Annotated in this window: 27 protein-coding genes; 12 read left to right on the top strand and 15 right to left on the bottom strand. The window is 68.1% G+C overall.

Translation table 11 applies throughout. The features are described 5' to 3' along the window. Window positions 1-47: 47 nt before the first annotated feature. Window positions 48-884 (bottom strand): MerR family transcriptional regulator, encoded by an 837-nt coding sequence (locus tag AU192_RS17955; RefSeq protein ID WP_064398543.1) that lies wholly within the window; start codon window positions 882-884, stop codon window positions 48-50. A gap of 134 nt (window positions 885-1018) precedes the next feature. Here AU192_RS17955 and AU192_RS17950 point away from each other — a divergent pair, with 134 nt between their 5' ends. Then, window positions 1019-1456 carry a hypothetical protein gene (locus AU192_RS17950; protein WP_064398541.1) on the top strand — a complete coding sequence of 146 codons (438 nt, stop codon included), beginning with the start codon at window positions 1019-1021 and terminating at the stop codon, window positions 1454-1456. A 57-nt stretch (window positions 1457-1513) separates the two neighbouring features. Here the strand turns inward: AU192_RS17950 and ilvC are convergent, their stop codons facing one another. From ilvC to AU192_RS17935, 3 genes are all read right to left on the bottom strand, one after another. Further along, complete coding sequence (gene ilvC, locus AU192_RS17945) at window positions 1514-2515, bottom strand: ketol-acid reductoisomerase (RefSeq protein ID WP_174522781.1); 1002 nt, start codon at window positions 2513-2515, stop codon at window positions 1514-1516. A gap of 65 nt (window positions 2516-2580) precedes the next feature. Continuing rightward, window positions 2581-3090, bottom strand: coding sequence for an acetolactate synthase small subunit (gene ilvN, locus AU192_RS17940; RefSeq protein WP_064398538.1), 510 nt, complete (start codon window positions 3088-3090; stop codon window positions 2581-2583). Then, window positions 3090-4958: an acetolactate synthase large subunit gene (locus tag AU192_RS17935; protein WP_064398536.1), complete on the bottom strand. Its 1869-nt coding sequence runs from the start codon at window positions 4956-4958 to the stop codon at window positions 3090-3092. Before AU192_RS17935 ends, ilvN begins: the two co-directional genes overlap by 1 nt. Before the next feature lie 306 nt (window positions 4959-5264). Between AU192_RS17935 and AU192_RS17930 the strand changes: the two genes are divergently transcribed. Beyond that, window positions 5265-5612: a PH domain-containing protein gene (locus AU192_RS17930; RefSeq protein ID WP_064398535.1), complete on the top strand. Its 348-nt coding sequence runs from the start codon at window positions 5265-5267 to the stop codon at window positions 5610-5612. Here AU192_RS17930 and AU192_RS17925 read toward each other — a convergent pair. After that, window positions 5609-6436 (bottom strand): DoxX family protein, encoded by an 828-nt coding sequence (locus tag AU192_RS17925; protein ID WP_064398862.1) that lies wholly within the window; start codon window positions 6434-6436, stop codon window positions 5609-5611. The two genes, AU192_RS17930 and AU192_RS17925, sit on opposite strands and share 4 nt — an antisense overlap. 139 nt (window positions 6437-6575) lie before the next feature. Between AU192_RS17925 and AU192_RS17920 the strand changes: the two genes are divergently transcribed. Then, on the top strand, window positions 6576-7697 hold the full coding sequence (locus AU192_RS17920; protein ID WP_064398534.1) for a PQQ-dependent sugar dehydrogenase: 1122 nt from the start codon (window positions 6576-6578) through the stop codon (window positions 7695-7697). Window positions 7698-7768: 71 nt separating this feature from the next. Here the strand turns inward: AU192_RS17920 and gatB are convergent, their stop codons facing one another. The 4 genes from gatB to gatC all read right to left on the bottom strand — a co-directional run bounded on the left by gatB (window position 7769) and on the right by gatC (window position 12182). Continuing rightward, window positions 7769-9271 carry an Asp-tRNA(Asn)/Glu-tRNA(Gln) amidotransferase subunit GatB gene (gene gatB, locus AU192_RS17915; protein ID WP_064398532.1) on the bottom strand — a complete coding sequence of 501 codons (1503 nt, stop codon included), beginning with the start codon at window positions 9269-9271 and terminating at the stop codon, window positions 7769-7771. A 23-nt stretch (window positions 9272-9294) separates the two neighbouring features. Further along, window positions 9295-10326, bottom strand: coding sequence for an ATP-dependent 6-phosphofructokinase (locus tag AU192_RS17910; protein WP_064398530.1), 1032 nt, complete (start codon window positions 10324-10326; stop codon window positions 9295-9297). Between the two features lie 78 nt (window positions 10327-10404). Beyond that, window positions 10405-11868: an Asp-tRNA(Asn)/Glu-tRNA(Gln) amidotransferase subunit GatA gene (gene gatA, locus AU192_RS17905; RefSeq protein ID WP_064398528.1), complete on the bottom strand. Its 1464-nt coding sequence runs from the start codon at window positions 11866-11868 to the stop codon at window positions 10405-10407. 14 nt (window positions 11869-11882) lie between these two features. Next, on the bottom strand, window positions 11883-12182 hold the full coding sequence (gene gatC / locus AU192_RS17900; protein ID WP_064398527.1) for an Asp-tRNA(Asn)/Glu-tRNA(Gln) amidotransferase subunit GatC: 300 nt from the start codon (window positions 12180-12182) through the stop codon (window positions 11883-11885). A gap of 80 nt (window positions 12183-12262) precedes the next feature. Between gatC and AU192_RS17895 the strand changes: the two genes are divergently transcribed. The 6 genes from AU192_RS17895 to AU192_RS17870 all read left to right on the top strand — a co-directional run bounded on the left by AU192_RS17895 (window position 12263) and on the right by AU192_RS17870 (window position 16622). Continuing rightward, window positions 12263-12919 carry an ACT domain-containing protein gene (locus AU192_RS17895; protein ID WP_064398860.1) on the top strand — a complete coding sequence of 219 codons (657 nt, stop codon included), beginning with the start codon at window positions 12263-12265 and terminating at the stop codon, window positions 12917-12919. A 79-nt stretch (window positions 12920-12998) separates the two neighbouring features. Then, on the top strand, window positions 12999-13616 hold the full coding sequence (locus tag AU192_RS17890) for a DUF4178 domain-containing protein (RefSeq protein ID WP_064398525.1): 618 nt from the start codon (window positions 12999-13001) through the stop codon (window positions 13614-13616). Window positions 13617-13622: 6 nt separating this feature from the next. Continuing rightward, window positions 13623-14126 (top strand): DUF2617 family protein, encoded by a 504-nt coding sequence (locus AU192_RS17885; protein WP_064398523.1) that lies wholly within the window; start codon window positions 13623-13625, stop codon window positions 14124-14126. Continuing rightward, window positions 14123-14557 (top strand): DUF4247 domain-containing protein, encoded by a 435-nt coding sequence (locus tag AU192_RS17880; RefSeq protein ID WP_064398858.1) that lies wholly within the window; start codon window positions 14123-14125, stop codon window positions 14555-14557. The genes AU192_RS17885 and AU192_RS17880 overlap by 4 nt, the downstream gene beginning before the upstream one ends. A gap of 35 nt (window positions 14558-14592) precedes the next feature. Next, complete coding sequence (locus tag AU192_RS17875; protein ID WP_064398521.1) at window positions 14593-15048, top strand: DUF350 domain-containing protein; 456 nt, start codon at window positions 14593-14595, stop codon at window positions 15046-15048. Beyond that, window positions 15045-16622 (top strand): polyamine aminopropyltransferase, encoded by a 1578-nt coding sequence (locus AU192_RS17870; RefSeq protein ID WP_064398519.1) that lies wholly within the window; start codon window positions 15045-15047, stop codon window positions 16620-16622. Before AU192_RS17875 ends, AU192_RS17870 begins: the two co-directional genes overlap by 4 nt. Window positions 16623-16625: 3 nt before the next feature. On the opposite strand, the gene AU192_RS17865 is transcribed toward AU192_RS17870, so the two are convergent. Both AU192_RS17865 and ligA read right to left on the bottom strand, forming a co-directional pair. Continuing rightward, complete coding sequence (locus AU192_RS17865) at window positions 16626-16880, bottom strand: hypothetical protein (RefSeq protein WP_064398517.1); 255 nt, start codon at window positions 16878-16880, stop codon at window positions 16626-16628. Between the two features lie 79 nt (window positions 16881-16959). Then, the gene (gene ligA / locus AU192_RS17860) at window positions 16960-19044 is read right to left on the bottom strand and encodes an NAD-dependent DNA ligase LigA (protein ID WP_120275699.1); all 2085 of its coding nucleotides are present in this window, start codon (window positions 19042-19044) and stop codon (window positions 16960-16962) included. Window positions 19045-19123: 79 nt separating this feature from the next. Between ligA and AU192_RS17855 the strand changes: the two genes are divergently transcribed. Together AU192_RS17855 and AU192_RS17850 are read left to right on the top strand one after the other, a co-directional pair. Continuing rightward, on the top strand, window positions 19124-19528 hold the full coding sequence (locus AU192_RS17855; protein ID WP_064398513.1) for an MmcQ/YjbR family DNA-binding protein: 405 nt from the start codon (window positions 19124-19126) through the stop codon (window positions 19526-19528). Window positions 19529-19566: 38 nt separating this feature from the next. Next, entirely contained in the window at window positions 19567-21171 is a 1605-nt protein-coding gene (locus AU192_RS17850; protein ID WP_064398512.1) for a 4-coumarate--CoA ligase family protein, read from the top strand. Here AU192_RS17850 and AU192_RS17845 read toward each other — a convergent pair whose 3' ends face one another. Further along, window positions 21172-22056 carry a hypothetical protein gene (locus AU192_RS17845; protein WP_064398510.1) on the bottom strand — a complete coding sequence of 295 codons (885 nt, stop codon included), beginning with the start codon at window positions 22054-22056 and terminating at the stop codon, window positions 21172-21174. A gap of 339 nt (window positions 22057-22395) precedes the next feature. Next, window positions 22396-23406, bottom strand: a complete 1011-nt coding sequence (locus AU192_RS17840) for a uroporphyrinogen decarboxylase/cobalamine-independent methonine synthase family protein (RefSeq protein WP_064398508.1) — start codon at window positions 23404-23406, stop codon at window positions 22396-22398. Between the two features lie 60 nt (window positions 23407-23466). Between AU192_RS17840 and AU192_RS17835 the strand changes: the two genes are divergently transcribed. Next, complete coding sequence (locus tag AU192_RS17835) at window positions 23467-24111, top strand: sensor domain-containing protein (protein WP_064398506.1); 645 nt, start codon at window positions 23467-23469, stop codon at window positions 24109-24111. On the opposite strand, the gene mnmA is transcribed toward AU192_RS17835, so the two are convergent. Next, the gene (mnmA, locus tag AU192_RS17830; protein WP_064398504.1) at window positions 24112-25179 is read right to left on the bottom strand and encodes a tRNA 2-thiouridine(34) synthase MnmA; all 1068 of its coding nucleotides are present in this window, start codon (window positions 25177-25179) and stop codon (window positions 24112-24114) included. Further along, complete coding sequence (locus AU192_RS17825) at window positions 25179-26375, bottom strand: cysteine desulfurase family protein (RefSeq protein WP_064398503.1); 1197 nt, start codon at window positions 26373-26375, stop codon at window positions 25179-25181. The genes mnmA and AU192_RS17825 overlap by 1 nt, the downstream gene beginning before the upstream one ends.

Genomic DNA, 26375 nt, shown 5'->3' with positions numbered 1-26375 from the left:
GTACCCAAATCCGCCGGGCTAACCGACGCATAGACGATGCAACCTGGTCATGAGTGACAGACACACCAATCGACGGCCTCACGCAGGCTGTGCACGCGCGCGGCCGGGGCGACGCCGGCGGCCGCATCCCACCCGGTGCCGCCGAGCGCGACGTCGGTATCCGCGCCGGCCGCTGCGACCATATCCATGTCGGCAGTATCGGCGGTGTGTGACCACAGCACCACCCGTGCGGAAGGCGTCACCCTGCCGATCGCCTCGGTCAGCGCCGCCACCGGAACGTCGGCGCCGAGCATCAGCGCACCGCGCCCACGTTCGGCGAGGGCGGCGCGAAGCGCTTCGAGCGGCAGAACATGCGCTTCGCGCGCAGTGCACGCCAGGATGACCGTTGTCGAGGCGTCGATGCGCATGAGCGGCGCTGCGTGCAGTGATCGCGAGACCGCCCACGACAGCGCGTGTTCGACGTCGACGCAGCCGCCGTCCTCGTCCTGTTTGGACACGACGGCCGCAAACGCCGGCCGCACCATCAGATCCCATGTGTCGACAACCCCGAAGTGACGCAGATGGGTTTCCAGGAGCCGACCCAACGCGGCGAGGTCCAGTTCGAATGCGGCCGACAGCAGCGCCTCGACGTCGCCGCGCCGCGGAGCGACGGACCCGGACGCGAGTCGGGCGGCGCTGCGGGCGCTGGTGCCCTGCCCGATGAGCTGATGCATGTGCTGCACGACGGCGATGTCGTTGTCGCTGTAGAGCCGGTGTCGTCCAGCGCGGTGCTGTGATGGCCCGACCCCGTAGCGCTGACTCCAGCTGCGCAGGGTCGCAGTCGGCACGCCGACGCGCTCGGCCACCACGCGGACGGTGTACCGCGGTGTGTCAGCGTCATTCATGGGGCCTGCTCACTGGGGTTTCGGGCCTAGCGAGGGTTCACCGATCGCGCGGTGAGCAAACCATCAATGCGAAAGCGATGCATCCGTTCGTCACGTGGACATGGCTGCGGCCCGAAGCGGGTACTTGTAGCCCCATGACCGATCAGCAGAAGGACGAACAGCACAGCCGCCCCGAGGGACTCGACGACGCGACCGTCGAGGCGGTCGGCGGAGTCTCGGAGGCATTGGAGTGGGTGGAACGCGCACGCGGACATCTGTATTCGTTCCACCAGCTGATGGGTCGCGCAGACCTTCTGCTGGGTGAGGCATGTGACAAGTTGCGCGACGCCGGCCACGACGATGTCGCCGAGCGTCTGGAGTCCGAAGTCGTCGGCCGCAACGTGCTGTACGGCCGCTGGACGTTCCAGATCGTCGAGGACTTCGACGACAGCTACTGGTCGGTGTTCCGCGACCACGAACGCCGAGTGCGCGACGAGCTACAGCAGGGCCGCAGGCACGTGTTCGAGTCCGAGATGAAGGAACGGCGCCGCACCCAGGGTCGCCCCGGGCACGAACACCGCCCCGACGAGTAGTGATTCCGGTGTCGTCGGTGGCGCTGAGCGAAACCAACTACACCGAAATCGCCGGAGTTAGGCCGTCTCGGTGATGGGCCGGTCCACCCAGCTCATCAGGTCGCGCAACTTCTTGCCGGTCACCTCGATCGGATGCTCCGCGTTCTTCTTGCGCAGGCCCTCGAGCTCCTTGTTGCCGCCCTCGACGTTGGCGACGAGCTTCTTGACGAAAGTGCCGTCCTGAATCTCTTTGAGAATGGTGCGCATCCGCTCCTTGGTGTCGGCGTCGATCACCCGCGGCCCGGAGAGGTAACCGCCGTACTCCGCGGTGTCGGACACCGAGTAGTTCATCCGCGCGATGCCGCCCTCGTACATCAGGTCGACGATCAGCTTGAGCTCGTGTAGCACCTCGAAGTACGCCAGCTCCGGCGCGTAACCGGCCTCGACCATCACGTCGAACCCGGTCTTGACGAGTTCCTCTGTGCCGCCGCACAACACGGCCTGCTCACCGAACAGGTCGGTCTCGGTCTCGTCCTTGAACGTGGTCTTGATGACGCCTGCACGGGTGCCGCCAATACCCTTGGCGTACGACAGCGCAAGCGCCTGGCCCTCGCCCTTGGGGTCCTGATCGATCGCGATCAGGCACGGCACGCCCTTGCCGTCGACGAACTGCCTGCGCACCAGGTGTCCCGGACCCTTCGGGGCGACCATGCCGATCGTGACATTGGCCGGCGGCTTGATCAGGTCGAAGTGGATGTTGAGGCCGTGGCCGAAGAACAGCGCGTTGCCGTCCTCGAGGTTGGGTTCGATGTCGTTGGAGAAGATCTCGGCCTGTGCGGTGTCGGGCGCCAGCAACATGATGACGTCGGCCCACTTGGCGACCTCGGCGGGCGTGTCGACCTCGAGCCCCTGCTCGGCGACCTTCTCACGCGACTTGGAGCCCTCTTTGAGGCCGACCTTCACCTCGACGCCGGAGTCGCGCAGGCTCAGCGAGTGCGCGTGACCCTGGCTGCCATAGCCGATGACGCCGACCTTGCGTCCCTGGATGATCGACAGGTCCGCGTCGTCGTCATAGAACATCTCTACTGCCACTGAATTTCCTTATCTACTCACTTGATTTGGGACTACTCGTCTTGAGTTGTGGGCTACTTGGTGGTTCCGATGCTGCGCGGGCCGCGCGACAGCGACACCACACCGGACTGCACGATCTCGCGGATTCCGAAGGGCTCCAACACCCGCAGCAGCGCCTCGAGCTTCTCGGGCGTACCGGTCGCCTCGACCGTCAGCGACTCGGTCGACACGTCGACCACCTTGGCGCGGAACAGGTTGACCGCCTCGATGACCTGGCCGCGGGTCGACGCGTCGGTGCGCACCTTGATCAGCGCGAGCTCACGCGAAACCGAGTTCCCTTCCTCCTGCTCGACGATCTTGATCACGTTGACCAACTTGTTGAGCTGTTTGGTGATCTGCTCCAGCGGCGCTTCGTCCACACTGACCACGATCGTCATCCGCGACATGTTCTTCTGCTCGGTCGCACCGACCGCCAGGGACTGGATGTTGAAGCCGCGCCGAGAGAACAGCGACGCGACGCGCGCCAGGACACCCGGTTTGTCCTCGACCAGAACCGACAACGTCTGCGTAGCGTTGGTGCCCATCAGGCGTGGCCTTCTTCCGGATCGTCGAACAGCGGGCGGATGCCGCGCGCGGCCTGGATCTCGTCGTTGCTCGTGCCCGCCGCGACCATGGGCCACACCTGGGCGTCTGCGCCGACGATGAAGTCGATCACCACGGGACGGTCGTTGATCTCGCGGGCCTGCCGAATCACGTCCTCGACGTCTTCGGCTCGCTCGCAACGCAATCCGACGCATCCGAGCGCCTCGGCCAACTTGACGAAATCGGGGATGCGACGCGAGTGCGTGGCCAGATCCGTTTGGCTGTACCGCTCTTCGTAGAACAGCGTCTGCCACTGGCGCACCATGCCGAGGTTGCCGTTGTTGATCAGCGCCACCTTGATCGGCGCACCCTCAACGGCACAGGTGGCCAACTCCTGGTTTGTCATCTGGAAGCAGCCGTCGCCGTCGATGGCCCACACCTCGGCCTCCGGGCGGCCGAACTTGGCCCCCATCGCCGCGGGCACGGCGTAGCCCATGGTGCCCAGGCCGCCGGAGTTCAGCCATGTCTTCGGCTTCTCGTAGGAAATGAACTGCGCGGCCCACATCTGGTGCTGGCCGACACCTGCGACGTACACGGCGTCGGGACCGGCCGTCTTGCCCAACGTCTCGATGACGTACTCCGGTGAGAGGCTGCCGTCGCTCTGCGGCCCGTAACTCAGTGGGTATGTCGCCTGCACACCTCCCAGGTACTCGGTCCAGTTGTCGATCGTGATCGCGTCGGCGGTGCCGTCCCGGCGCAGGGCCACGACCAGATCGGCGATGACGGCCTTGACGTCACCGACGATCGGCACGTCGGCGTGGCGGTTCTTGCCGATCTCGGCGGGGTCGATGTCGGCGTGGATGACCTTGGCCTCCGGCGCGAAGGAGTCCAGCCGCCCCGTCACCCGGTCGTCGAACCGGGTGCCCAGCGCGATCAGCAGGTCGCTGCGCTGCAGGGCGGCCACCGCGGACACCGTGCCGTGCATCCCGGGCATGCCCATGTTCTGCGGATGGCTGTCGGGGAACGCCCCGCGCGCCATCAACGTGGTCACGACCGGAATTCCGGTCAGCTCGGCCAGCTCCAGCAGTTCCTCAGTGGCCTCTCCGCGGATCACCCCGCCGCCGACGTAGAGCACCGGCTTGCGCGCGGCCGCGATCAGTTTGGCGGCCTCGCGGATCTGGCGGTTGTGCGGCTTGGTGTTGGGCTTGTAACCCGGCAGGTCGATGCGCGGCGGCCAGCTGAAGGTGCACTGCCCCTGCAGAACGTCCTTGGGGATGTCGACCAGCACCGGCCCGGGGCGGCCCGAGGCCGCGATGTGGAACGCCTCGGCGATCGCCTGCGGGATCTCATCGCCGCTGCGCACCAGGAAGTTGTGCTTGGTGATCGGCATCGTGATGCCGGAGATGTCGGCCTCCTGGAACGCATCGGTGCCGATCAGGCCGCGCCCGACCTGACCGGTGATCGCCACCACCGGAATCGAGTCCATGTGCGCGTCGGCCAACGGCGTCACCAGGTTGGTCGCGCCGGGCCCCGACGTGGCCATCATCACGCCGACCTTGCCGGTCGCGTGGGCGTAACCACTGGCGGCATGCCCGGCGCCCTGCTCGTGACGGACCAGGACGTGGCGCAGCTTCTTGGAGTCGAACAGCGGGTCGTACACCGGCAGCACCGCGCCGCCGGGGATCCCGAAGATGGTGTCGACGTCGAGTTCCTCCAGCGACCGGATGACTGCCTGTGCGCCGGTCATCTGTTGCGGCTCAGCGCGTTTGGCCGGTGCGGGCGCAGATTTGGCCGTCGGGTGGGTGGCATGTCCGTCGTCGGGCACGGTTGCCGCCACCTGCTCCAGCGGTCGGGTTGTTGGTGCGCTCACGGTATTCGTTCTCCTAAATCCTTCTTCGGATCCGTCTCTAGGGTCTCAAATTCGGTGGTCGGGCAAGAAAAAACCCCCGTCAGCTGGGTTGCTGTACGAGGGTCGCGCGCTGATGCCGGAGTTATGCCCGAGTAAGGGCGAGCGCGGCATCAACGCGCTTCCCGATTACTACGAGCAACCCCTGGGCCTGCATAACCGTCGACGGTAGCCTCTGCACTGGTCACAGGTCAAATTGCGGCACGGTGCGAAGATGGCGGGGTGAGTACGAACGCCGCTCCCGCTCCCGTCGTCATCCGGATCTCTCCCATGGCGCATTTCGCCGTCGCCTTTCTGGCGTTCAGCATGCTTTCGCTGGTCCTGGCGGGCCTCACCTGGGTGGCGGCCCTGTTGATCATTCCGATCGTGTTGTCGGTGTTCGTCGCGCGCTACCGCACCGTCGCCGACCGCGATCAGGTCACCGCACGCACGCTGTTGGGCAGCGAGACCGTCGGCTGGGGCGACATCGACGGCCTGCGGTTCGGCAAGGGATCTTCGGCTTACGCCCATCTGAAGGACGGCAGAGACCTGCGGTTGCCCGCGGTGACGTTCGCGACGTTGCCGCTGTTGGCCGAGGCCAGCGACGGGCGCGTGCCGAATCCGTACGCGAAGGATTAAGCGAACGGGTTGCCGCCGTTGAGCAGCACCCAGATCGCCACACCCGCGCCCGCGCCGAGCACGAGCGCGCCGAGCGATCCGAGGAAGGGCCGACGTGCCCAACCGCGTCCGGCGTCGAATCCGTACCGGCCGGGGCCCGTCAACACCAGCGCGGCCACCGCGCAGGTCAAGAACACGTTGTATTCGTGTCCGTCGGTAAGAAAGTCCGACAGGCGCGCCTCCTCGTGGGCGACCATCGCCTCGGCCAGCACGCCGGTGACCAGATACGCCAGCGCGCCGGCGGCGGCCACGGGAGTGAAAAGACCCAGGATGAGCAGCACCCCGGCGGCGATCTGACCGAAGGCGCCGACGTAGGTCAGGATGTCGGCATAGCGGAAGCCCATATCGGACAGCTCCGCTTCCCATCCGCCCAGCCCGGGGCCACCCCATAGGCCGAACGCCTTCTGCAGGCCGTGACCGATGAACAGGGCACCGACTGCGAGCCGCAACAGTAGAAGGCCGAGGTCGAGCGTGCCGCGGCGCTCCGGTGCGGCGCGGAACGGGTCAGGGCCGATCCCCGCCGGTTCGGCCGAGTAGTCGAGTGCGTGCCTGCCGCCGGGCTGCACGTACGGCAGCGGCTCGGGATCGTTGAGCAGTCCGAAACCGGTGGAGACCGGCGCGCCGCTGTTCGAGTCGTAGTGCGGGATCGCGGTGGTCTCGAAGTCGCCGGCGTAGTTGGCCGACGGGAGATCGTCTTCGGGGTCGACCAGGCTCGCCGACGCGGGCCGCCCGGCCGCGTCGTCGGGCCGCTGCCAGGCGCGTGGGTCATTGGAATGACTGGTCACCATGCCAGCGTAAGTGCTTGTCACCCGGTATCGGGGTATTGGCGCGGTGCTTTCGAGGCCTTAATTCGCCGACGGTCCGGGGCGCGGCCCAGCGGGTGTGCGTGGCGAACACATCCGAATGATCCGTAATCTGGCTCGCATGAAACTGCGCCGGCCGATGCAGGGTGCGCTCGCGGTGGCGTGCGCGGCGTTGCTCGTCGGATCGGGCTGTGCGCGATTCGACGATCTGCAGTCGCAACCGTTCACCACTGAGCCTCAGCTCGAGCCCGGTCCGACGTCGTCACCGCCGCCACCGCCGCCGCTGCCCCCGACGCCGTTTCCCAAGGAGTGCCCGGCGCCCGGCGTCATGCAGGGTTGTCTGGAAAGCACCAGCGGCCTGATCATGCTGCCCGACAGTCAGTCGGCCCTGGTCGCCGAGCGCACGACCGGTGTGGTCAAGGAGGTATCGGTGCGGGCCGAGCCCAAGGTCAAGACCACGCTGCCGGTCGACGGGTCGGGTGATGGCGGGCTGTTGGACATCGTGCTGTCGCCGACGTACCAACAGGACCGGCTGATGTACGCCTACGTCAGCACCCCGACCGACAACCGTGTCATCCGCATCGCCGACGGCGACATCCCCAAGCCCATCCTGACCGGCATCCCGAAGGGCGCCACCGGCAACACCGGTGCGTTGATCTTCACCAGCCCGACGACGCTGCTCGTGCAGACCGGCGACGCGGGCAATCCCGCCGATGCCGCAAACCCGGGGTCGCTGGCCGGAAAGGTGTTGCGGATCGAGCAGCCCACAACGGTCGATCAGGCCCCGACGACGACCGCCCTGTCGGGTCTGGGCGCTGCTGGCGGGATGTGCCTGGACCACTCGGATGGGTCGCTGTACATCACCGACCGCGCCGCCTCCGGTGACAGGTTGCAACGCATCACCAAGGACTCGAAGACGTCCACGGTGTGGACCTGGCCCGACCGGCCCGGTGTTGCGGGCTGCGCCGCCCTCGACGGGTCGGTTCTGGTCAATCTGGTCAACACCAAGCAGACCGTCGCCGTGCGGCTCGCGCCCGAAACCGGTGCGGTGACCGGCGATCCCGAGGTGGTGCGCCAGGACCAGCACGGCCACGCCTGGGCATTGGCCATGTCGCCCGACGGCAACATCTGGGGCGGCACGATCAACAAGACGGCGGGCGATGCCCAAAAACTCGACGACGTGGTCTTCCCGCTGTTCCCGCAGGGCGGCGGCTTCCCGCGCAACCCGGCCGACAACACCTGATCGGTTGCGCTCGAAACTGCAGCCAGTGCAGTGAATGAGCGTCGCGCACGACCCTGTGTGCAGTTTCGGCGCTAACTGCAGGCCTCCAGGACCAGCTCACGGACACGCGCCGCGTCGGCCTGACCCTTGGTGGCCTTCATGACGGCGCCGACGATCGCGCCCGCGGCCTGCACCTTGCCGCCCCGGATCTTCTCGACGATGCCGGGATTGGCCGCCAGCGCCTCGTCGACGGCGGCCTGCAACGCCGAATCGTCGCGCACGACCTCCAGCCGGCGATCCTTCATCACCTGCTCGGGTTCGCCCTCACCGGCCAGTACACCCTCGACGACCTGCCGGGCGAGCTTGTTGGACAGCTTGCCGTCGTCGACGAGCTTGACGACCGCGGCCACCTGTGCGGGCGTGATCGGGAGTGCGTCCAGCTCTACCCCGGCTTCATTGGCCTTCTGCACCAGGAAGTTTCCCCACCACGCCCGCGCCGCGTCGCTGGATGCGCCCTGTTCGACGGTGGCGGCGATCAGGTCGAGCGCACCGATGTTGACGAGGTCGCGCATCACTTCGTCGGAAATTCCCCATTCGTCCTGAATCCGCTTGCGGGACAGCCACGGAAGCTCGGGGATCGTCGCCCGCAACCGCTCGATCCACTCCGCATCGGGTGCCACCGGCTCGAGGTCGGGCTCGGGGAAATACCGGTAATCCTCGGCGGTTTCCTTGCTGCGCCCCGGTGAGGTGTATCCGTCCTCGTGAAAGTGCCTGGTCTCCTGGGTGATTCGACCGCCTGACTCGAGAACTGCTGCCTGGCGGCGCATCTCGTAGCGGACAGCGACCTCGACGCTCTTGAGCGAGTTGACGTTCTTGGTTTCGGTGCGGGTGCCGAACTCTTTTCGCCCTATCGGTTTGAGCGAGACGTTGGAGTCGCAGCGCATCGACCCCTGGTCCATGCGGACGTCGGAGACGCCCAGACCGCGCAGCAGATCCCGCAACGCCGTCACGTAGGCACGGGCGATCTCGGGGGCGCGCTCGCCGGCGCCTTCGATCGGCTTGGTCACGATCTCGATCAGCGGCACACCGGAACGGTTGTAGTCGATCAGCGAGGTCGTGGCGCCCTCGATGCGGCCCGTATCGCTCCCGAGGTGGGTCAGCTTGCCGGTGTCCTCTTCCATGTGGGCGCGCTCGATGTCGACCCGCCAGGTCGTACCGTCGTCGAGCGGCACGTCGAGGTGTCCGTTGATCGCGATCGGCTCGTCGTACTGCGAGATCTGGTAGTTCTTCGGCATGTCCGGATAGAAGTAGTTCTTGCGGGCGAACCGGCACCACGGCACGATCTCGCAGTTCAGCGCGAGCCCGATCCGGATCGCGGACTCGACGGCCTTCTCGTTGAGCACCGGCAGCGACCCGGGCAGTCCCAGGCAGACGGGGCACACCTGAGTGTTGGGTTCGGCGCCGAACCGGTTGGCGCAACCGCAGAACATCTTGGTGGCGGTGGACAGTTCGACGTGGACTTCCAAGCCGAGCACGGGCTCGTAGCGCGCGACGACATCGTCGTAGTCGAGCAGTTCGGCGGTCGCAGCAGTCATGACGCCGATCCTAGTAAGCGGGCTCAGCCGAAGAACTCCGCGGCGTCGTCGTACCGGCTCTGCGGGACGAGCTTCAACTGGCGGGTGGCGTCAGCGAGCGAGACGCGGCCGATCTCCTGGCCGCGCAGCGACACCATCATCCCGTACTCCCCCGCGTGCGCAGCGTCGGCGGCGTTGACGCCGAAGCGAGTGGCCAGCACGCGGTCAAAGGGCGTCGGCGTGCCGCCGCGCTGCACATGGCCCAGAACCGTCACCCGCACCTCTTTGTTGATCCGCTTTTCCACCTCGAACGCGAGCTGCTGGGCGACACCGGTGAAACGTTCGTGGCCGAACTCGTCGACCCCGCCCTGCCGCAGCTGCATCGACCCCTCGGCCGGCTTCGCCCCTTCTGCCACCACACAGATGAAGTGCGAATCACCGCGCACGAAGCGCTGTTTGATCAGTCGGCAGACCTCTTCGACGTCGAAGGGCTGTTCGGGGATCAGCGTCATGTGCGCGCCCGAGGCCAAACCCGCATTCAGCGCGATCCACCCCGCGTGGCGGCCCATCACCTCGACGAGCATCACGCGCTGATGTGACTCCGCGGTGCTGTGCAACCGGTCGATGGCCTCGCTGGCCACCCCGAGCGCGGTGTCATGGCCGAACGTGACATCGGTGCAGTCGATGTCGTTATCGATGGTCTTCGGCACGCCGACGACGGGAACGTTCTCCTCGGAGAGCCAGTGCGCGGCCGTGAGCGTGCCCTCGCCGCCGATCGGGATCAGCACGTCGATGCCGTTGTCGTCGAGCGTCTGCTTGATCTGGTCGAGCCCGGCGCGCAGTTTCTCCGGATGCACGCGGGCAGTACCGAGCATCGTGCCGCCCTTAGCCAGCAACCGGTCGTTGCGGTCGTCGTTGGCCAGTTGGATGCGACGGTTCTCCAACAGACCGCGCCAGCCGTCCTGGAATCCGACGACCGACGAGCCGTAGCGCACGTCGCACGTGCGCACCACGGCCCGAATGACCGCGTTCAGTCCGGGACAGTCACCGCCACCGGTCAGCACTCCGATCCGCATGGCTACATCCTCCCCGAGCGCGCGGATGTTCGCGCCCTCTGTCGGCGTTTGCGTCCAACAAACGTGCGCTCGCGGCGCCTAAACCGCCGTCGACAGCGGCCCGCGCGCCACCTCATAGGCCGCACCGACGCGGTACAACCGGTCGTCGGCCAGCGCGGGCGCCATGATCTGCAGTCCGACAGGCAGCCTGTCGTCGGGTGACAGCGCCGAAGGCACCGACATTCCGCAGTGGCCCGCCAGGTTCAACGGCAGCGTGCACAGGTCGAACAGGTACATCGCCAGCGGGTCGTCGACCTTCTCCCCCAACGGGAATGCCGTCGTCGGCGTCGTCGGCGAGATCAGCACGTCGACCTTCTCGTATGCCTCGTCGAGATCGCGCGCGATCAGCGTGCGCACCTTCTGCGCCTGGTTGTAATACGCGTCGTAGTACCCCGCCGACAGCGCATAGGTGCCAATCATGATGCGCCGCTTGACTTCCGGACCGAAACCGGCGGCACGGGTCAGCGCCATGACTTCCTCGGCGCTGTGCGTGCCGTCGTCACCGACGCGCATCCCGAAACGCATCGCGTCGAAGCGCGCGAGGTTGCTCGAGACCTCCGATGGAAGGATCAGATAGTAGGCCGGCAGCGAGTAGTCGAAGTGCGGGCAGTCCACCTCGCTGACCTCGGCGCCCAGCGCGGTCAGCTGTTCGACGGCGGCGTTGAACGACTCCAGCACACCGGGCTGGTAGCCGTCCCCACGCAACTGCCTGACCACACCGATCCGCACGCCCGCCAGGTCACCGGCCGCCCCCGCCCGTGCGGCGCCGACGACGTCGGGCACCGTGGCGTGGACCGAGGTGGAGTCCTTCGCGTCGTGCCCGGCGATCACCTGGTGCAGCAGTGCGGTGTCGAGGACGGTGCGCGCGCACGGGCCGCCCTGGTCGAGCGAGGACGCGCAGGCGACCAGTCCGTAGCGCGAGACGGTTCCGTAGGTCGGTTTCACGCCGACCGTGGCGGTCAGCGCGGCCGGCTGGCGGATCGAGCCGCCGGTGTCGGTGCCGATGGCCAACGGCGCCTGAAACGCCGCCAGCGCCGCGGCGCTCCCGCCGCCGGAGCCGCCGGGGACGCGCTCGACGTCCCACGGATTGCGCGTCGGCCCGTATGCGGAGTTCTCCGTGGACGAACCCATTGCGAACTCGTCCATGTTGGTCTTGCCGAGGATCGGCAGGCCGGCAGCACGCAGCAGCATGGTGACGGTCGCGTCATAGGGCGACGTCCAGCCCTCGAGGATCTTCGATCCGCAGGTCGTGGGCATGTCGGTGGTGGTGAAGACGTCCTTGAGCGCCACCGGCACCCCGGCCAGCGGCGAGGGCAGATCCTCGCCGGCCGCGACGGCCGCATCAACGCGCGCGGCGGCCTCCAGCGCACGCTCCTTAGCGACATGCAGGAACGCGTGGTAGCGGTCGTCGGTCGCAGCGATCTGGTCCAGGTGCGCCTGGGTGACCTCCGTCGACGACACCTCTTTGGCGGCGATCTTTTCTCCGAGCGTCGCCGCGTCCATCCGGGTGAGATCGCTCACTGCGCCTCCCCCAGGATCCGCGGCACCGCAAACCGGCCCTCGGCCGCCTTGGGCGCCTGGTCCAGCGCCTCCTCCTGCGTCAGGCACGGCTCGACCGTGTCCGGCCGGAACACGTTGACGTCGGTGAGCGGGTTCCCGGTCGGTTTGACCCCTTCGACGTCGACGGACTGGATTTGGCTGACGTGACCGAGGATGGCGTCCAACTGCCCGGCATAGCTGTCCAGCTCGTCTTCGGTCAGGGCGAGGCGGGCCAGACGCGCCAGATGGGCTACCTCGTCTCGGGAGATCTGCGACACGACAAGCAAGCCTAGTCATCGCCGTTGCGGCCGCCGAGGCCGGAATGCCCGCGCCGTCGCGCTGTGCAAAAGTGTTGCGCGTGCCTACGTACCTGCTGCGGGTCCAGCTAGAGGACCGGCCCGGCAGCCTCGGCTCCCTTGCCGTGGCGCTCGGGTCGGTGGGCGCCGACATTCTCTCGCTCGACGTGGTGGAACGTTCGGCCGGCTACGCCGTCGACGATCTCGTGGTCGAGCTGCCCGCAGGCGCGATGCCGGACATGCTGATCACCGCCGCCGAGCAGATCAAAGGTGTCTACGTCGACTCGGTCCGGCCGCACACCGGCCTGCTCGAGGCCCATCGCGAACTCGAGCTCATCGACCACATCGCGGCGGCGGACCGCAAGGACAAGTTGCAGGTCCTGGCCGACGAGGCGCCTCGGGTGTTGCGGGTGGGTTGGGCCACCGTGATGCACCTGACCGACAGCGGGCCGCAACGTGTCGTCGGCAGCCCGGGCGCCCCCGAGACGCAGGCCGCCGAGATCCCGTGGCTACCGCTCGACCGGGCCGAGGCCCTCGACGGCGAGGCCGCGTGGGTGCCCCAGGTCTGGCGGGATATGGCGACCACGCTGGCCGCCGCCCCGCTCGGCGATCCGCGCACCGCGGTGGTGCTGGGCCGCCCCGGAGGGCCGCAGTTCCGGCCCTCCGAGGTCGCCAGATTGGGTTACTTGGCGGGCATCGTCGCCACGATTCTGCGCTGAGTTCACGCGGCCGGGCGGCTGTTACGGTTGGCGGCAATCCCATCAACCGCACCGCTCAACGTCGACCGGAAGGTTTCGCGTGGAAACGCTGCTGATCGTGCTGGCCGCCATCCTGCTGATCGCGGCGATCGTCGTGCTGGTGAAGGCGCTTCAGCGACCGAAGAAGCCGAAGACGCCGACCACGCGCGAAGATCCGCTCAAGTTCGCCGCCACCATGCCGCAGTTCGGCCCGCGCCAACTCGGACCCGGCGCGATCGTCTCCCACGGCGGCATCGACTACGTGGTCCGCGGCTCGGTGACGTTGCGCCAAGGCCCGTTCGTCTGGTGGGAGCATCTGCTGGAAGGTGATTCCGATTCGGATCCCCTGTGGTTCAGCGTCGAGGAGGACGAGGGCCGACTCGAGTTGGTGATGTGGACACGACGCAAGGATGCGGCGCTGCAGCCGGGCGGCGAGCTCGCCGTCGACGGAATCGCCTATCGCGAGACCGAACGCGGCAGCGCGTCGTTCACCACCGAGGGCACCACCGGACTGCCCGCGGGCGGGGAGATGGAGTTCGTCGACTACGCGAACGCCGACGAGACATCGCTTCTCGGCTTCGAACGCTGGGCGCCCGACATGCCGTGGGAAGTGTCGACCGGAAAGCCCGTGCGGGCCGGCGAGTTGACGGTCTACCCCGCGCCGCCGCCCGGCGAATAGGAAACCGTGCCCTTTCACCGACTGGTAGTGACTCCGGCCGACGTGTCCGGCACGGGACTTCGGCTGGCGTTGAATGCGTGCGCACCGACACCGCTGGCGGTGTGCTCGCTGCCCCACCCCGGCGACGGCGCGCTGGTGCTCGGCGTCCTCGGCGCGTCGCACGTGGTCACCGTCGAGCAATCCGAACGCACCTTCTCCGAGGAGGTTTCGTGCACCGCGCGCACGGATACCGCGCTTCCGGGCCGCGCCGAAGCGCCCGGATACCGGATCGAGTCCCGGACGCAGACGTATGGCGAGGCGGAGTTTCGCAGGCTCGCGCAGATGCTGCGGGTCAGTTGTGAGCGCGAGGACGGCTGGCTCGGTGGTGCGTTTCCGGGTGACGACGCCGCACTGACCGCGCTGGCCGCCGAACCGGACGGCACCGGATGGCGCTGGCGGACATGGCATCTGTACCCCGACCAAGCCGCGGGCGGCACCGTCGTCTACACCCGCAGTCGGTGGCGGCCGTGAGCAGAACCGCGTTGTTCTGGCTGGCCGGAGGGCTGGCCGTGGCGGGGATCGCATGCCTGATTCTCGGTATCTCATTGCAGAACCGCGACATTCGGACGTACGTCGCCGAGAACTACGCCGCATACTCGCACGGCTCGGAGGCCAGCAGCTACGAGTGCAGCGGGTCCCCCAGCGAAGTGGCCGACCGCCTTGCCGACTACCAGGCTCCCGAGGCGCGGGCCACCGACCGCGGCATCGAGTACCTGCGCTATGACGACGACATCGTGATCGTCGGGCCGGATGGCGACCGACCATGCACCATCCGGGTCGAGGACGTTCGCGGCAGCAGATACAGCGGGGGCGCGTTCATCTTCCTCGGGCCCGGGTTCTTTCCCGGTGCACCGGCCGGCGGCGCGGGTGGTAGTTCCGGCGGCCCGGGTGGGACGAAATGACATGCGCACAGAGCCAATCAGGTAAGGAGAACCCCATGAATCTGGCGGTCGAATTCGGCACCATCAGCGGCGAGAGCCTCGCCCAGAATGTGGTCGCAGCGATCCTGTACTTCCTGGTGGGTGTCGGCGTCCTGGCAGTCGGGTTCGCCATGGCCGACGTGCTGACCCCGGGGAACCTGCGCCGGTTGGTGTTCGTCGAGCGGCGGCCCAACGCCGTCGCGGTCGCATCGGGAATGTATGCGGCCCTGGCCATCGTCGTGATTTCGGCGATCGTGGCCAGTTCCAACGAACTGGGACAGGGGCTCGTCGACGCGGCGGTGTACGGCCTCGTCGGCGTTGTGCTGCAAGGGCTGGCGCTGATCGTGCTGGAGGCGGTGGTGCCCGGGCGTTTCCGCGACCTGATCACCGAGGAGCGGCTGCACCCGGCCGCGATCGCGACCGCGGTGACGCTGCTCGCCGTGGGAGGGGTGAATGCCGCCGCGCTGTCATGACGGTGACCGAACGCGACGCACCCGCACCGCGGCTGGCCGGCTCGGTCAGGCGTTGGCGCGCGGTGTTGTTCGCGGCCGTGGCGGCGTGCGCGGCGTGCGGCATCATCTACGAACTGGCGCTGCTGACCCTGTCGACCAGCCTGCATGGCGGGGGCATCGTGGCGATGTCGCTGATCGTCGCCGGCTACGTCGCCGCGTTGGGCGTCGGTGCGCTGCTGGTGAAGCCGTTGTTGCACCGCGCCGCTGTCACATTCATCGCTGTCGAGACGGCGCTGGCGATCGTCGGCGGGTTGTCCGCGGCCGCACTGTATGTCGCGTTCGCCTTCGTGGGCGGCTCGCTGTGGGTGCTCGCGATCGGCACCGCCGTGATCGGCTGCCTGGTCGGCGCCGAGGTGCCGCTGCTGATGACCCTGCTGCAGCGCGGCCGCACCGCGGGCGCCACCGACACCGGCCGGGTGTTGGCCAACCTGAACGCCGCCGACTACCTGGGCGCGCTGATCGGCGGGCTGGTCTGGCCGTTTCTCCTACTGCCGCAGTTGGGCATGATCCGGGGCGCCGCGGCCACGGGCATTATCAACCTCGTCGCGGCGGCAGTCGTGGCGGTGCTCCTGCTGCGGCGCATCGTCAGTCAGCGCGAACTGGCGGTGTCGCTAACGGTGCTGGCGGCCGCGCTGGCGTTGCTGGTCACGCTCCTGGTGCGCGCGGACGGTATTCAGACCTCCACCCGCCAGCGCCTTTACGCCGATCCGATCATCGCCTACGAGCAGTCGGCCTACCAGGAGATCGTCGTCACCCGGCGCGGTGACGACGTTCGGCTGTATCTTGATGGCGGACTGCAGTTTTCGACTCGCGACGAGTACCGCTACACCGAGAGCCTGGTCTACCCCGCACTCGGCGCCGACCCGCACTCGGTGTTGATCCTCGGCGGCGGCGACGGCTTAGTGGCACGTGAAGCGTTGCGAGACAAGGACATCGAGAAAATCGTGCAGGTGGAGTTGGACCCCGCGGTGGTCGAGGTCGGGCGTACCACGTTGCGCGACGCGAACGCCGGCGCCCTGGATGATCCGCGGATGCAGGTGGTCATCGACGACGCGATGACGTGGCTGCGCACCGCCCCCGGAGATGTCGAGCCCGGCGGCTTCGGCGCGGTGATCGCCGACCTGCCCGACCCGGACAACCCGGCGCTGGGACGGTTGTACTCGGTGGAGTTCTACGCCCTGATCGGCCGCGTGTTGGCACCGGAGGGTCTGCTGGCCGTGCAGGCGGGTAGTCCCTTCTCCACCCCGGCCGCGTTCTGGCGCACTGTGTCGACGATCCGTGCCGCCGGCTACTCGGTCACCCCGTATCACGTGCATGTGCCCACATTCGGCGACTGGGGATTCGTCCTGGCGCGCCGGGGCCCGAGGGCGCCGAAGCCGACAATCCCGGCCGACGCCCCGCCGCTGCGCTACCTCGACCGGCAGACGCTGGATGCCGCCACTGTGTTCGGCGGCGACATCCGGCCCCAGTCGTTGGAACCCTCAACGCTCGACCACCCGCGCGTCGTCGACGACGTGCGGCGTGGATACCGCTGAGTGTCAGCCGCCCGCGGGCACCGGCCAGCGGTCGTTGACGTCGGCGTTGGTGTCCTTGCGGGCGCAGTGCGCGCAACAGAAGATCGCTTCTTCTGTCTCGATGCCGTGACCGAGGATTCGGCACCCGCAGTGGGCACACTCCGGGGCCAGTTGGACCGCCGCGCACTCGACGCTGTCGAACTTCGCGCTGCGGCCGTCGGGCCACGTCACGGTGAACGCCTTGTCGTAGTCGTTGCCACAGGTATCGCAGATCGCCATCACAACTCCTTGTCGATTCGCCCAGTCGAGTGCCCGGTGAGCGGGGCCGACAAACGCGGCAGTAGTCACAAACAGCGACTCAGACGCCGTCGGGCCCGTTCTGCAACAACCGGGAGAACCCGTCCTCGTCGAGGATCGGCACGCCCAGCTCGACGGCCTTGTCGTACTTCGAGCCCGGCGAATCACCGGCGACCACATAGGCGGTCTTCTTCGACACTGAGCCGGCCGCCTTGCCGCCGCGCGCGACGATCGCCTCCTTGGCCTCGTCGCGTGAGTAGCCGGTCAGCGACCCGGTGACGACGATCGACAACCCCTCCAAGGTCCGCTCGATGCTGGCGTCGCGTTCGTCGGCCATCCGCACCCCCGCGGCACGCCATTTGTCCACGATCGCCCGGTGCCAATCGACGGTGAACCACTCGGTCACCGCGGCCGCGATCGTCGGGCCCACACCCTCGACGACCGACAGCTCCTCCTCCGAAGCCGCCATGACGGCGTCGAGGCTGCCGTACTCGGTGGCCAGTGCGCGCGCTGCCGTCGGCCCGACGTGCCGGATCGACAATGCGACGAGCACCCGCCACAGCGGTTGGGATTTCGCCTTGTCCAGATTGGCCAGCAGCCGTTTACCGTTCGCCGAGAGCTGTCCGTTCTTGGTGGTGAACAGGTCGGTGCGCAGCAGGTCTTCTTCGGTCAGCGTGAACAGGTCGCCCTCGTCGGTGATGACGCCGGCCTGCAGCAGAGCGGTGCCCGCCTCATAGCCCAGGCCCTCGATGTCGAACGCGCCGCGGCCCGCGACGTGAAACACGCGCTCGCGCAACTGCGCCGGACAGGATCGGGTGTTCGGGCACCGGATGTCGGCGTCGCCCTCCTTCGCGGGCGCGAGCTTGGTTCCGCACTCCGGGCAGTGCGTCGGCATCACGAACTCGCGTTCGGAGCCGTCGCGCAGATCGACGACCGGGCCGAGCACCTCGGGGATCACGTCGCCCGCCTTGCGGATGACCACCGTGTCACCGATGAGCACGCCCTTGCGCTTGACCTCCGAGGCGTTGTGCAGCGTGGCCTGGCTGACCGTCGAGCCGGCCACCTTGACCGGCTCCATCCAGGCGAACGGCGTGACTCGACCGGTGCGCCCGACGTTGACCCTGATGTCGAGCAGCTTGGTCTGCGCCTCCTCGGGCGGGAACTTGTAGGCGATGGCCCACCGCGGCGCCCTCGACGTCGACCCGAGTCGGCGCTGCAACGACACATCGTCGACTTTGACCACCACACCGTCGATTTCGTGCTCGACGTCATGGCGGTGCTCGCCCCAGTACGCGATTCGCTCGGTGACCGCGTCGATCCCCTTGACCTGCGCGGTGTGCTCGGAGACCGGCAGTCCCCAGGCCGCCAATGCGCGGTAGGCGTCGTGCAGTGTCTTCGGGCGGAAGCCCTCTGCCTGCCCCACGCCGTGGCAGATCATCCGCAGCTTACGGCGCGCGGTGACGGCGGGGTTCTTCTGCCGCAGCGAGCCCGCCGCGCTGTTGCGCGGATTGGCGAACGGCGGCTTGCCGTCGGCGACCAGGCCGGCGTTGAGTTCCTCGAAGTCGGCCACCCGGAAGAACACCTCGCCGCGTACCTCGAGAACCTTCGGCTGCGGGAATTCGTCGCTGTCCCTGAGCTTTTCAGGAATGTCACCGATGGTGCGGGCGTTCAGCGTGACGTCCTCACCGGTGCGGCCGTCACCTCGGGTGGCCGCCCGCTCCAGCCGACCGTCGCGATACACCAGGGACAGGGCGACCCCGTCGATCTTGAGCTCGCACAGGAAGTGCGCGTCCTGCAGCACGTTTGGTCCGATCTCGCCCTTGAGCCGCCCCGCCCATGCGGCGAGCTCGTCGGGTGTGAAGGCGTTGTCCAGGCTCAGCATCCGCTCGAGGTGGTCGGCCGGGGTGAAGTCGGTGGCGAAGCCGGCCCCACCCACCAACTGGGTCGGCGAGTCCGGGGTGCGCAGTTCGGGATGGTCCTCCTCGAGGGCCTCCAGTTCGCGGAGCAGCGCGTCGAACTCGGCGTCGGTGATGATCGGCGAGTCCCGCACGTAGTAGCGGAACTGGTGCTCACGCACCTGGTCGGCGAGCTCTTGCCAGCGGCGACGCACGTCGGCGTCGGGGGCGTCGTCGGCCTGTGCGTTCAGCGCGTCTTCCGCACCCTTGGAGGTCACCTTCGCAGGCTAACCGAGCGGCCCGACAGCACCGCACCGTTACCCTGGCCCCATGCCGCACCCGATCATGTTCCGCGACGACGACCCGGTGCTGGCCCGGGTACGGACCGTGGCGCTGGCGTTCCCCGAGGCTTACGAGAAGGTCTCGCACGGACGGCCGGCGTTCTTCGTCGCCAAGATGTTCGCCATGTACGGCGGCAGCGTCAAACCTACGACCAAGGGCGACTACATCCAGTACCCGCAGTCGATCCTGGTCAAGGTCGACGACAGTGAACGCCATGCGCTGCAGCAGGACGCCCGATTCTTCTCTCCGGCCTACCTGGGACCGTCGGGGTGGCTCGGGCTAGACCTGTCGGCTCGGAAGAAGATCGACTGGGACGAGATACGCGAGCTGATCGATGCGTCGTTTCGGTTGACTGCGCCCAGGAAACTCGTCAAACAGCTCGACGAAGGCTGAACAGGTAGCAGGCAGGGCATGATTCGATCGGAGACGCCATGAGTTTCGCGAGTCCCTTCCCCGAGGTCGACATCCCGTCCACCAGCGTCTACGACTACCTTTTCGGACATATCGCAGAAGACGACCTCGACCGCGTCGCGCTTGTCGACGCGAAATCGGGGCGGGAGACGACCTACCGCGAAACGATCGCGCGCGTCGACGCGTTCGCCGGTGCGCTTGCCGGGCGCGGGGTCGGCGTCGGCGATGTGGTCGGTCTGCTCTCGCCGAACAGCTCGGGATTCGCGGTCGCATTCCACGGCATCCTGCGCGCGGGCGCGACGGCAACGACCGTCAACGCATTGTTCACCGCCAAGGACATCGCCAAGCAGTTGACCGACTCGAACGCCAGGATGCTCGTGACAGTGGCGCTGCTGCTGCCCCAAGCCGAGGAAGCGGCCGCGGCGGTCGGCATTCCCGACGACGGGCTCGTCGTGCTCGACGGACCCGGCCTGTCCTCGGACGGGCATCCCAACGCCGCCGACCTCATGGGGCCGGGCCATCCACCGCCTGAGGTGAGCTTCGCGCCCTCATCGCACCTTGCCGTGCTGCCCTACAGTTCGGGAACGACCGGAAACCCGAAGGGCGTCATGCTCACCCACCGCAACCTGGTGGCCAACGTCGCCCAGATCCGGCCGCTGCACGGCATGGTCGCCGACGACACCGTGTTGGCCGTTCTCCCGTTCTTCCACATCTACGGGATGACCGTGCTGCTCAACGCGGCACTGCACGCCAGGGCCCGGCTGGTCATCATGCCGAGCTTCGATCTCGGCGACTTCCTGGGCAACATCCAGGACCATGCCTGCACCATCGCGTTCATCGCCCCGCCCGTCGCGGTCGCGCTGGCCAAGCATCCGCTGGTCGACGAGTACGACCTGTCGTCGTTGAATGTCGTGATGTCGGGTGCGGCCCCCCTGGACGCCGACCTCGGCCGCGCCGTGGCCGAGCGGTTGGGCTGTCGAGTGATCCAGGGTTACGGCATGAGCGAGCTCAGCCCGGTCAGCCACATCACGCCGTTCGACGGCGGCCAACGCGAGATGAACATGGTGGCCCCGCTCAGCTCGGTCGGCTGGACGGTGTCGAACGCCGCGTCGAAGATCGTCGACACCGACACCGGTGACGAGATCGACCCGCCCACAGAGGGTCTCAGCCAAACCGGGGAACTCTTGTTCAAGGGGCCCAACGTGATGGCGGGTTACCTCGGCAACGAGAAGGCCACCAAGGAGACCATCGACGACCAGGGCTGGTTGCACACCGGTGACCTCGCACAGGTCGACGCCGACGGCTGTGTCTACATCGTCGACCGGCTCAAGGAGCTGATCAAGTACAAGGGTTATCAGGTGCCGCCCGCCGAACTCGAGGCCGTGCTGCTGACTCATCCCGACATCGCCGACGCAGCTGTGGTGGGAGTCCTCGACGCCGACGGTGAAGAGGTGCCGAAGGCGTTCGTGGTCAAGCGATCCGGAGCCGAGCTGACCGAGGAGCAGGTGATCGAATTCGTCGCGGGCGAGGTGGCTCCCTACAAGAAGGTCCGCCAGGTGGCGTTCATCGACGCGGTGCCGAAGTCGGCGTCCGGCAAGATCCTGCGCAAGGACCTGGGCGGCTGATCAGGGCCGGCCGATCCGTTCGGCGGCCTGCGCCGCTCGCGCCTGCCGATAGCCCAGCGCGGCGCCCGCCACGGGGATGAGCAGCAACCCGGCCAGCCCCCACAGCGGGTCGCTGGTCCCGGCGCCGGGCGCGACGACGAACTGGCGCACCACCGCGGGCGGAGTGGACACCGGGCCCAACGGAGCCGGCGCGGGCGGTGTCGGTGAGAGCGGCGGCGTAAGGACCGGTTGCGCGGGCACCGGCGCTGAAGGCGCCAGTGCTGGTGGCTGCCAACCGATTTCGGGTCGAAGCTCGCGGCTTTGCGGTGCGCGCCCGTTGCCGAACATCACCTGCGGCGGCTCGAACGCTGGGGCCGGCGCACTCGCAGCACCGGATCCGCCAGAGGTAATTGGGCCGGTCGACGACGCGGTGTTCACCGGCGCCTCGACCGGAGGCGTCGCGCCTGCGACGGCCGACCGGCTGGCCGACACATCGGGCGCAGCCGCACGGCTGGCCGATACGTCGGGCGCGGCGGCGCGGCCTGCCGAGTCCGGGGCGGTGCGGCCAGCCGATTCCGGGGCGATAACAGCGCCCGGCCGGCTATCCGGCGACGGCTGCGCGAGCCCGTCTCGGCCGGATCCGACCCGCGACTTCGGGGCCGCGCCGGGCCCCTTGGTGTCCCCGCCCCGTTTGCTGCCGGTCGTGCGCTTACCATCGCGACGGTCGTTGTCGTGCTTGCCGTTGCCGGACCCGCGGCTGTGGTCGCCGACGTCGCGGTCGGCGCTGTGGCCCCGGTCCGAGCCCCGCGAATCACCGGGGTGGGCGTATGCGACCACCGCACCCGATCCGCTCACCAGGAGAAATACGGACACCACGCCGGCACCTGCGGCGAGGCGCGCGTTCATCCGGACACCATTCCCTTCTCGGCAAAGGCGATCGACGCCGCCTGCGGAGCATTCTCGCATGGGTAGCCGCGTAAGACGAGGTGTCCGGCAGGAACGCCGCAAATAGTTCAGCGAAGCGCGTTTTCCGTGGTCCGCGACGTGCGCCCGTGGGTCGCTCGACGGTGCGATCCACGGCTCGCGAAACCGTCTCCAGGGACTCGCTGGCGTCGGCGAGGAGTGCGGGCCACATCCGCCAGATGCGTTCACGGCCACTGCGCCGGCTGCTCACCAAGGCCGCTGGCGCCAACGGTTTGGTCGTTGCCAGCCCGTTGACCGGTATCACGTCGGCCGCTTCGCTGACTAGATCGCGTCGGGGTCCTCGGCGAAAGCATCCGCCGCCTTCTGCGCCAAACCGATCGCGGTGCGCGCCCATTCGGTGGTGGCGCCCGCCAGACCGCACGCCGGCGAGACGCCGGTCCGCTCCCTGAGCACGGACCGGGCGAACCCGAGCCGGTCGGTCAGTGACACCGCGGCCTTGGCGATCTCCTCGGCCGAAGGACGGGACTCCGGCGCCGTCGAGGGCACCACGCCGAACAACACCGTGCGACCGGAGTCGACGAACTCCCCCACCCCGTCGAGGTCGTCGGCCACCAGTGCGGACACATCGACGGAAACCGCATCGATAGAACTGCGCTGCAACGTATTCCATGGCACACCCGATGAGCAGCTGTGCACGACCGCCGGGACGTCCGCCGCGGCGACGCATTCGTCGAGCAGCCCGATGGCCTGCGCCTCGTCGACCGGGTGCACGGGCGTCAAACTGGTGACCCCGGTCAGCCGGCCTTCGAGCGCGGAGAACAGCAACGGTTCGTCGAATTGAACCACCACCGCCGCGTCGAGCCTCCGGCCGACGGTCGCGCGGTGCGCTGCGATCCCTTCTGCCAGCGAAGCGGTGAGGTCGCGCACCGCGCCTCGATCGGTCAGGGCGCGATGGCCGTTGGGAAGCTCCAGTTGCGCCGCCAAGGTGACCGGCCCCGGCGCCTGAACCTTGACCGTGCGCCCAATACCGCGCAAACCTGCTTTCTCCCAGGCTTCTTCGAGCGCATCGAGGTCCTCCTCGAGCAGGCTCCTCGCCCGCCTGAGCACTGCGGTGCGGCCCGCCGCGATCCGATAACCGCGGGGCACGGTGTCCATACCGATGTCGACCAGAATCGCGCCGGCCCGGCCGATCATGTCGGCACCCACGCCGCGGCCCGGCAGTTCCACCAGATGCGGCAAGGTGTGCAGTTCGCCGACGACGACCTCGGCGGCCTCGCGCGCCAACGTTCCGGGCCAGGACCCGATGCCGGTGGCCGCGGCGAAAGCACTCACTCGTTTGACAGTATTCGATCGGGCTAGTCTCATCCCAAAAGGGTTGGGGAAGGACAGGCCATGCCCGCAGCGCTCCGGTCGCTCGTGCTGTGGTGCGTGGCGGTCGCGGTCACCTCGGGGTGCACTCAGGTCATCGACGGACACGCGATGCGGGCGACGCCGGGCATCGACGACGGATCGCTGTCGCCGGTCGATGTGGAGACGATCATGCTCGACCAGTCACAGATGCGTGCGATCACCGGAGCCGGTGAGGATCTCACGATCATCCCGACCATGGACGGCAAGATCCCCGTCGACATCGAGCCGCTCGCCGAGACCACTCCCCTGCCATGCCAGTGGATCTTCGCCGAGACCCAGACCTTCGGTTCAGAGGTCGAGGAGTTCCGCAAGACCACGTTCCAGCACCCGCCCGAAGGTGGGTTGATCTCCGAGGGCGCGGCGGCCTATCGCGACGCCGCGACCGCCCGGCGGGCGTTCGATTCGCTCGTCGCTCTCGTCGATGGTTGCAGCGCAACGCCTTTGGGGCCGATGTTCGTCGGCGAGTGGAGGGTGGGCGCGGACACCCTGCAGACCCGACCCTCGGGTGCCTGCGGTCGCGACTACCGCGTGAAGTCGGTCGTGCTGGTGGAGGTGACCGCGTGCCGGTTCCCCGACTCGGTGCCCGAGATCGTCATGTCCAACATTCTGGCCAACGTCCCCGGATAACTACCGGGTGATCGTCGCGCTGCCCAGCACTTCGTCGCCGGCCGGGTCGGGGCGGTACAGCACCATCGTCTGGCCGGGAGCCACGCCGCGCAGGGGCGCACGCAGCTCGACGACGAGCTGGTCGTCGCGCAGTTCGGCAACGCCGTCTGCGACACCGCCGTGCGCGCGGACCTGTACCTGGCATTCGATCGGGCCCGCGGGCGCGACACCGGAGGTGAAGATCGGCCGCTCACCGGTCAAAGTCCACACGTCGAGGTCTTCGGCGCCACCGACCCGCACGGTCGCGGTCTGCGGGTCGATCCCTGTGACATAGCGCGGCTGTCCGTCCGGGCCCGGCCCGGCGATGCCCAGACCCTTGCGCTGACCCACCGTGAACCCGTGCACGCCGTCGTGTTCGGCGAGCACCGTCCCTGCGGCGTCGACGACCGAACCGCGTCGAACACCGATCTTGGCCCCGAGGAACGCGCGGGTGTCACCGGAGGGAATGAAGCAGATGTCGTGGCTGTCGGGTTTCTCGGCGACCGCGAGCCCGCGACGCGCAGCCTCCTCGCGAATCTGCGGCTTCGGGGTGTCGCCGACCGGGAACACCGCGTGCCGCAGTTGCTCGGCGGTCAGCACCGCGAGCACGTAGGACTGGTCCTTGGCGGCGTCGACCGCGCGCCGCAGTCGACCGTCCGACAGCCGGGCATAGTGTCCGGTGGCCACGGCGTCGAATCCCAATGCCAGCGCGCGGGCGGCCAACGCGGAGAACTTGATCCGTTCATTGCAGCGCACACACGGGTTCGGGGTTTCCCCGCGGGCGTATGACGACACGAAGTCATCGATGACGTCCTCTTTGAACCGGTCGGCGAAATCCCAGACGTAGAACGGGATGTCGAGGATGTCGGCGACCCGGCGCGCGTCACCGGCGTCCTCTTTCGAACAACAGCCGCGCGAACCGGTGCGCAGTGTGCCTGGGGACGGTGACAGTGCCAGGTGAACACCGACGACGTCGTGTCCGGCGTCGACCATCCTGGCGGCGGCGACCGAGGAGTCCACGCCGCCGCTCATCGCCACGAGTACCCGCACTACTCGACCACTCCCGAACTTGCCAGCGCCGCCTGCCGGGCCCGTTCGACCGCGGCGGGCAGCACCGCGAGCGCGGCATCGACGTCGGCCTCACTGCTGATGTGCCCCAACGAGAGTCGCAGCGAACCCCGCGCACTCGCCGGGTCGGCACCCATCGCGATCAGCACGTGTGAGGGCTGCGCGACGCCTGCCGTGCAGGCCGAACCGGTCGAACACTCGATACCCTTGGCGTCCAGCAACATCAGCAGCGAGTCGCCTTCGCAGCCGCGGAAGGTGAAGTGGCAGTTGCCGGGCAGCCGAGCGGCACCCGTCGCGCCGTTCACCTCGACGTCGTCGATGGCGGCCAACACGCCCTTGATCAGGCGGTCGCGAAGCGCCGACACCCGCGCGCCATTGGTCTCGAGCCCGTCGACCGCGACCTTCGCCGCTGCGGCCATCGCGACGGCTCCCGCCACATACGGTGTGCCGGAGCGGACGTCGCGCTCCTGGCCTCCGCCGTGCAACAGCGGGACGCAGGCCGTGTCGCGGCGCAGCAGCAGCGCACCGATCCCGGTGGGGCCGCCGAACTTGTGCGCCGCAATGCTCATCGCCGAGAGCCCACTCGCGGCGAAGTCGACCGGAATGTGGCCGACGGCCTGAACGGCGTCGCTGTGCATTGGCACATCGAATTCTGCTGCCACAAAAGCCAATTCGGCGATCGGCATGATCGTCCCGACCTCGTTGTTGGCCCACATCACCGACACCAGAGCGACGTCGTCGTGGTCCTGCAGCGCCTGTCGCAGCGCCGCGGGCGTGACCGAACCGTCCTTCTCGACGGGCAGCCAGGTCACCTCGGCGCCCTCGTGCTCGACGCACCACTCGACCGAATCGAGCACGGCGTGGTGCTCGACCGGCGTGGTCACGATCCGCCTGCGGCGTGGATCGGCGTCGCGGCGGGCCCAGAAGATGCCTTTGACCGCGAGGTTGTCGCTCTCGGTGCCGCCCGCGGTGAAGATCACCTCCGACGGGCGGGCACCCAGCAGATTGGCCAGCGTCTCGCGCGACTCCTCCATCCGCCGCCGGGCCGTGCGGCCCGTGCCGTGCAACGACGACGCGTTGCCGACCGTCGCCATCGCAGCCGTCATCGCCTCGATGGCAGCGGGGTGCATCGGGGTGGTGGCGGCGTGATCGAGGTAGACCGGCTGATCCGAGGTCAT

It is taken from the genome of Mycobacterium lehmannii (assembly GCF_001499925.1).
GTDB lineage: Bacteria > Actinomycetota > Actinomycetes > Mycobacteriales > Mycobacteriaceae > Mycobacterium > Mycobacterium lehmannii.
The sequence above is the reverse complement of the archived record's forward strand: the minus strand, read 5'-3'. Positions and strand labels throughout refer to the sequence as shown.

Coding starts and splice junctions, on each gene's coding strand:
- ilvC (WP_174522781.1), bottom strand. CDS start 2,515: ATGTTCTATGACGACGACGCGGACCTGTCGATCATCCAGGGACGCAAG.
- AU192_RS17875 (WP_064398521.1), top strand. CDS start 14,593: ATGAATCTGGCGGTCGAATTCGGCACCATCAGCGGCGAGAGCCTCGCC.
- AU192_RS17920 (WP_064398534.1), top strand. CDS start 6,576: ATGAAACTGCGCCGGCCGATGCAGGGTGCGCTCGCGGTGGCGTGCGCG.
- AU192_RS17845 (WP_064398510.1), bottom strand. CDS start 22,056: ATGAACGCGCGCCTCGCCGCAGGTGCCGGCGTGGTGTCCGTATTTCTC.
- AU192_RS17865 (WP_064398517.1), bottom strand. CDS start 16,880: ATGGCGATCTGCGATACCTGTGGCAACGACTACGACAAGGCGTTCACC.
- AU192_RS17825 (WP_064398503.1), bottom strand. CDS start 26,375: ATGACCTCGGATCAGCCGGTCTACCTCGATCACGCCGCCACCACCCCG.
- AU192_RS17950 (WP_064398541.1), top strand. CDS start 1,019: ATGACCGATCAGCAGAAGGACGAACAGCACAGCCGCCCCGAGGGACTC.
- AU192_RS17930 (WP_064398535.1), top strand. CDS start 5,265: ATGGCGCATTTCGCCGTCGCCTTTCTGGCGTTCAGCATGCTTTCGCTG.
- AU192_RS17835 (WP_064398506.1), top strand. CDS start 23,467: ATGCCCGCAGCGCTCCGGTCGCTCGTGCTGTGGTGCGTGGCGGTCGCG.
- gatA (WP_064398528.1), bottom strand. CDS start 11,868: ATGGACGCGGCGACGCTCGGAGAAAAGATCGCCGCCAAAGAGGTGTCG.
- ilvN (WP_064398538.1), bottom strand. CDS start 3,090: ATGGGCACCAACGCTACGCAGACGTTGTCGGTTCTGGTCGAGGACAAA.
- AU192_RS17850 (WP_064398512.1), top strand. CDS start 19,567: ATGAGTTTCGCGAGTCCCTTCCCCGAGGTCGACATCCCGTCCACCAGC.
- AU192_RS17910 (WP_064398530.1), bottom strand. CDS start 10,326: ATGCGGATCGGAGTGCTGACCGGTGGCGGTGACTGTCCCGGACTGAAC.
- AU192_RS17855 (WP_064398513.1), top strand. CDS start 19,124: ATGCCGCACCCGATCATGTTCCGCGACGACGACCCGGTGCTGGCCCGG.
- gatB (WP_064398532.1), bottom strand. CDS start 9,271: ATGACTGCTGCGACCGCCGAACTGCTCGACTACGACGATGTCGTCGCG.
- AU192_RS17955 (WP_064398543.1), bottom strand. CDS start 884: ATGAATGACGCTGACACACCGCGGTACACCGTCCGCGTGGTGGCCGAG.
- AU192_RS17870 (WP_064398519.1), top strand. CDS start 15,045: ATGACGGTGACCGAACGCGACGCACCCGCACCGCGGCTGGCCGGCTCG.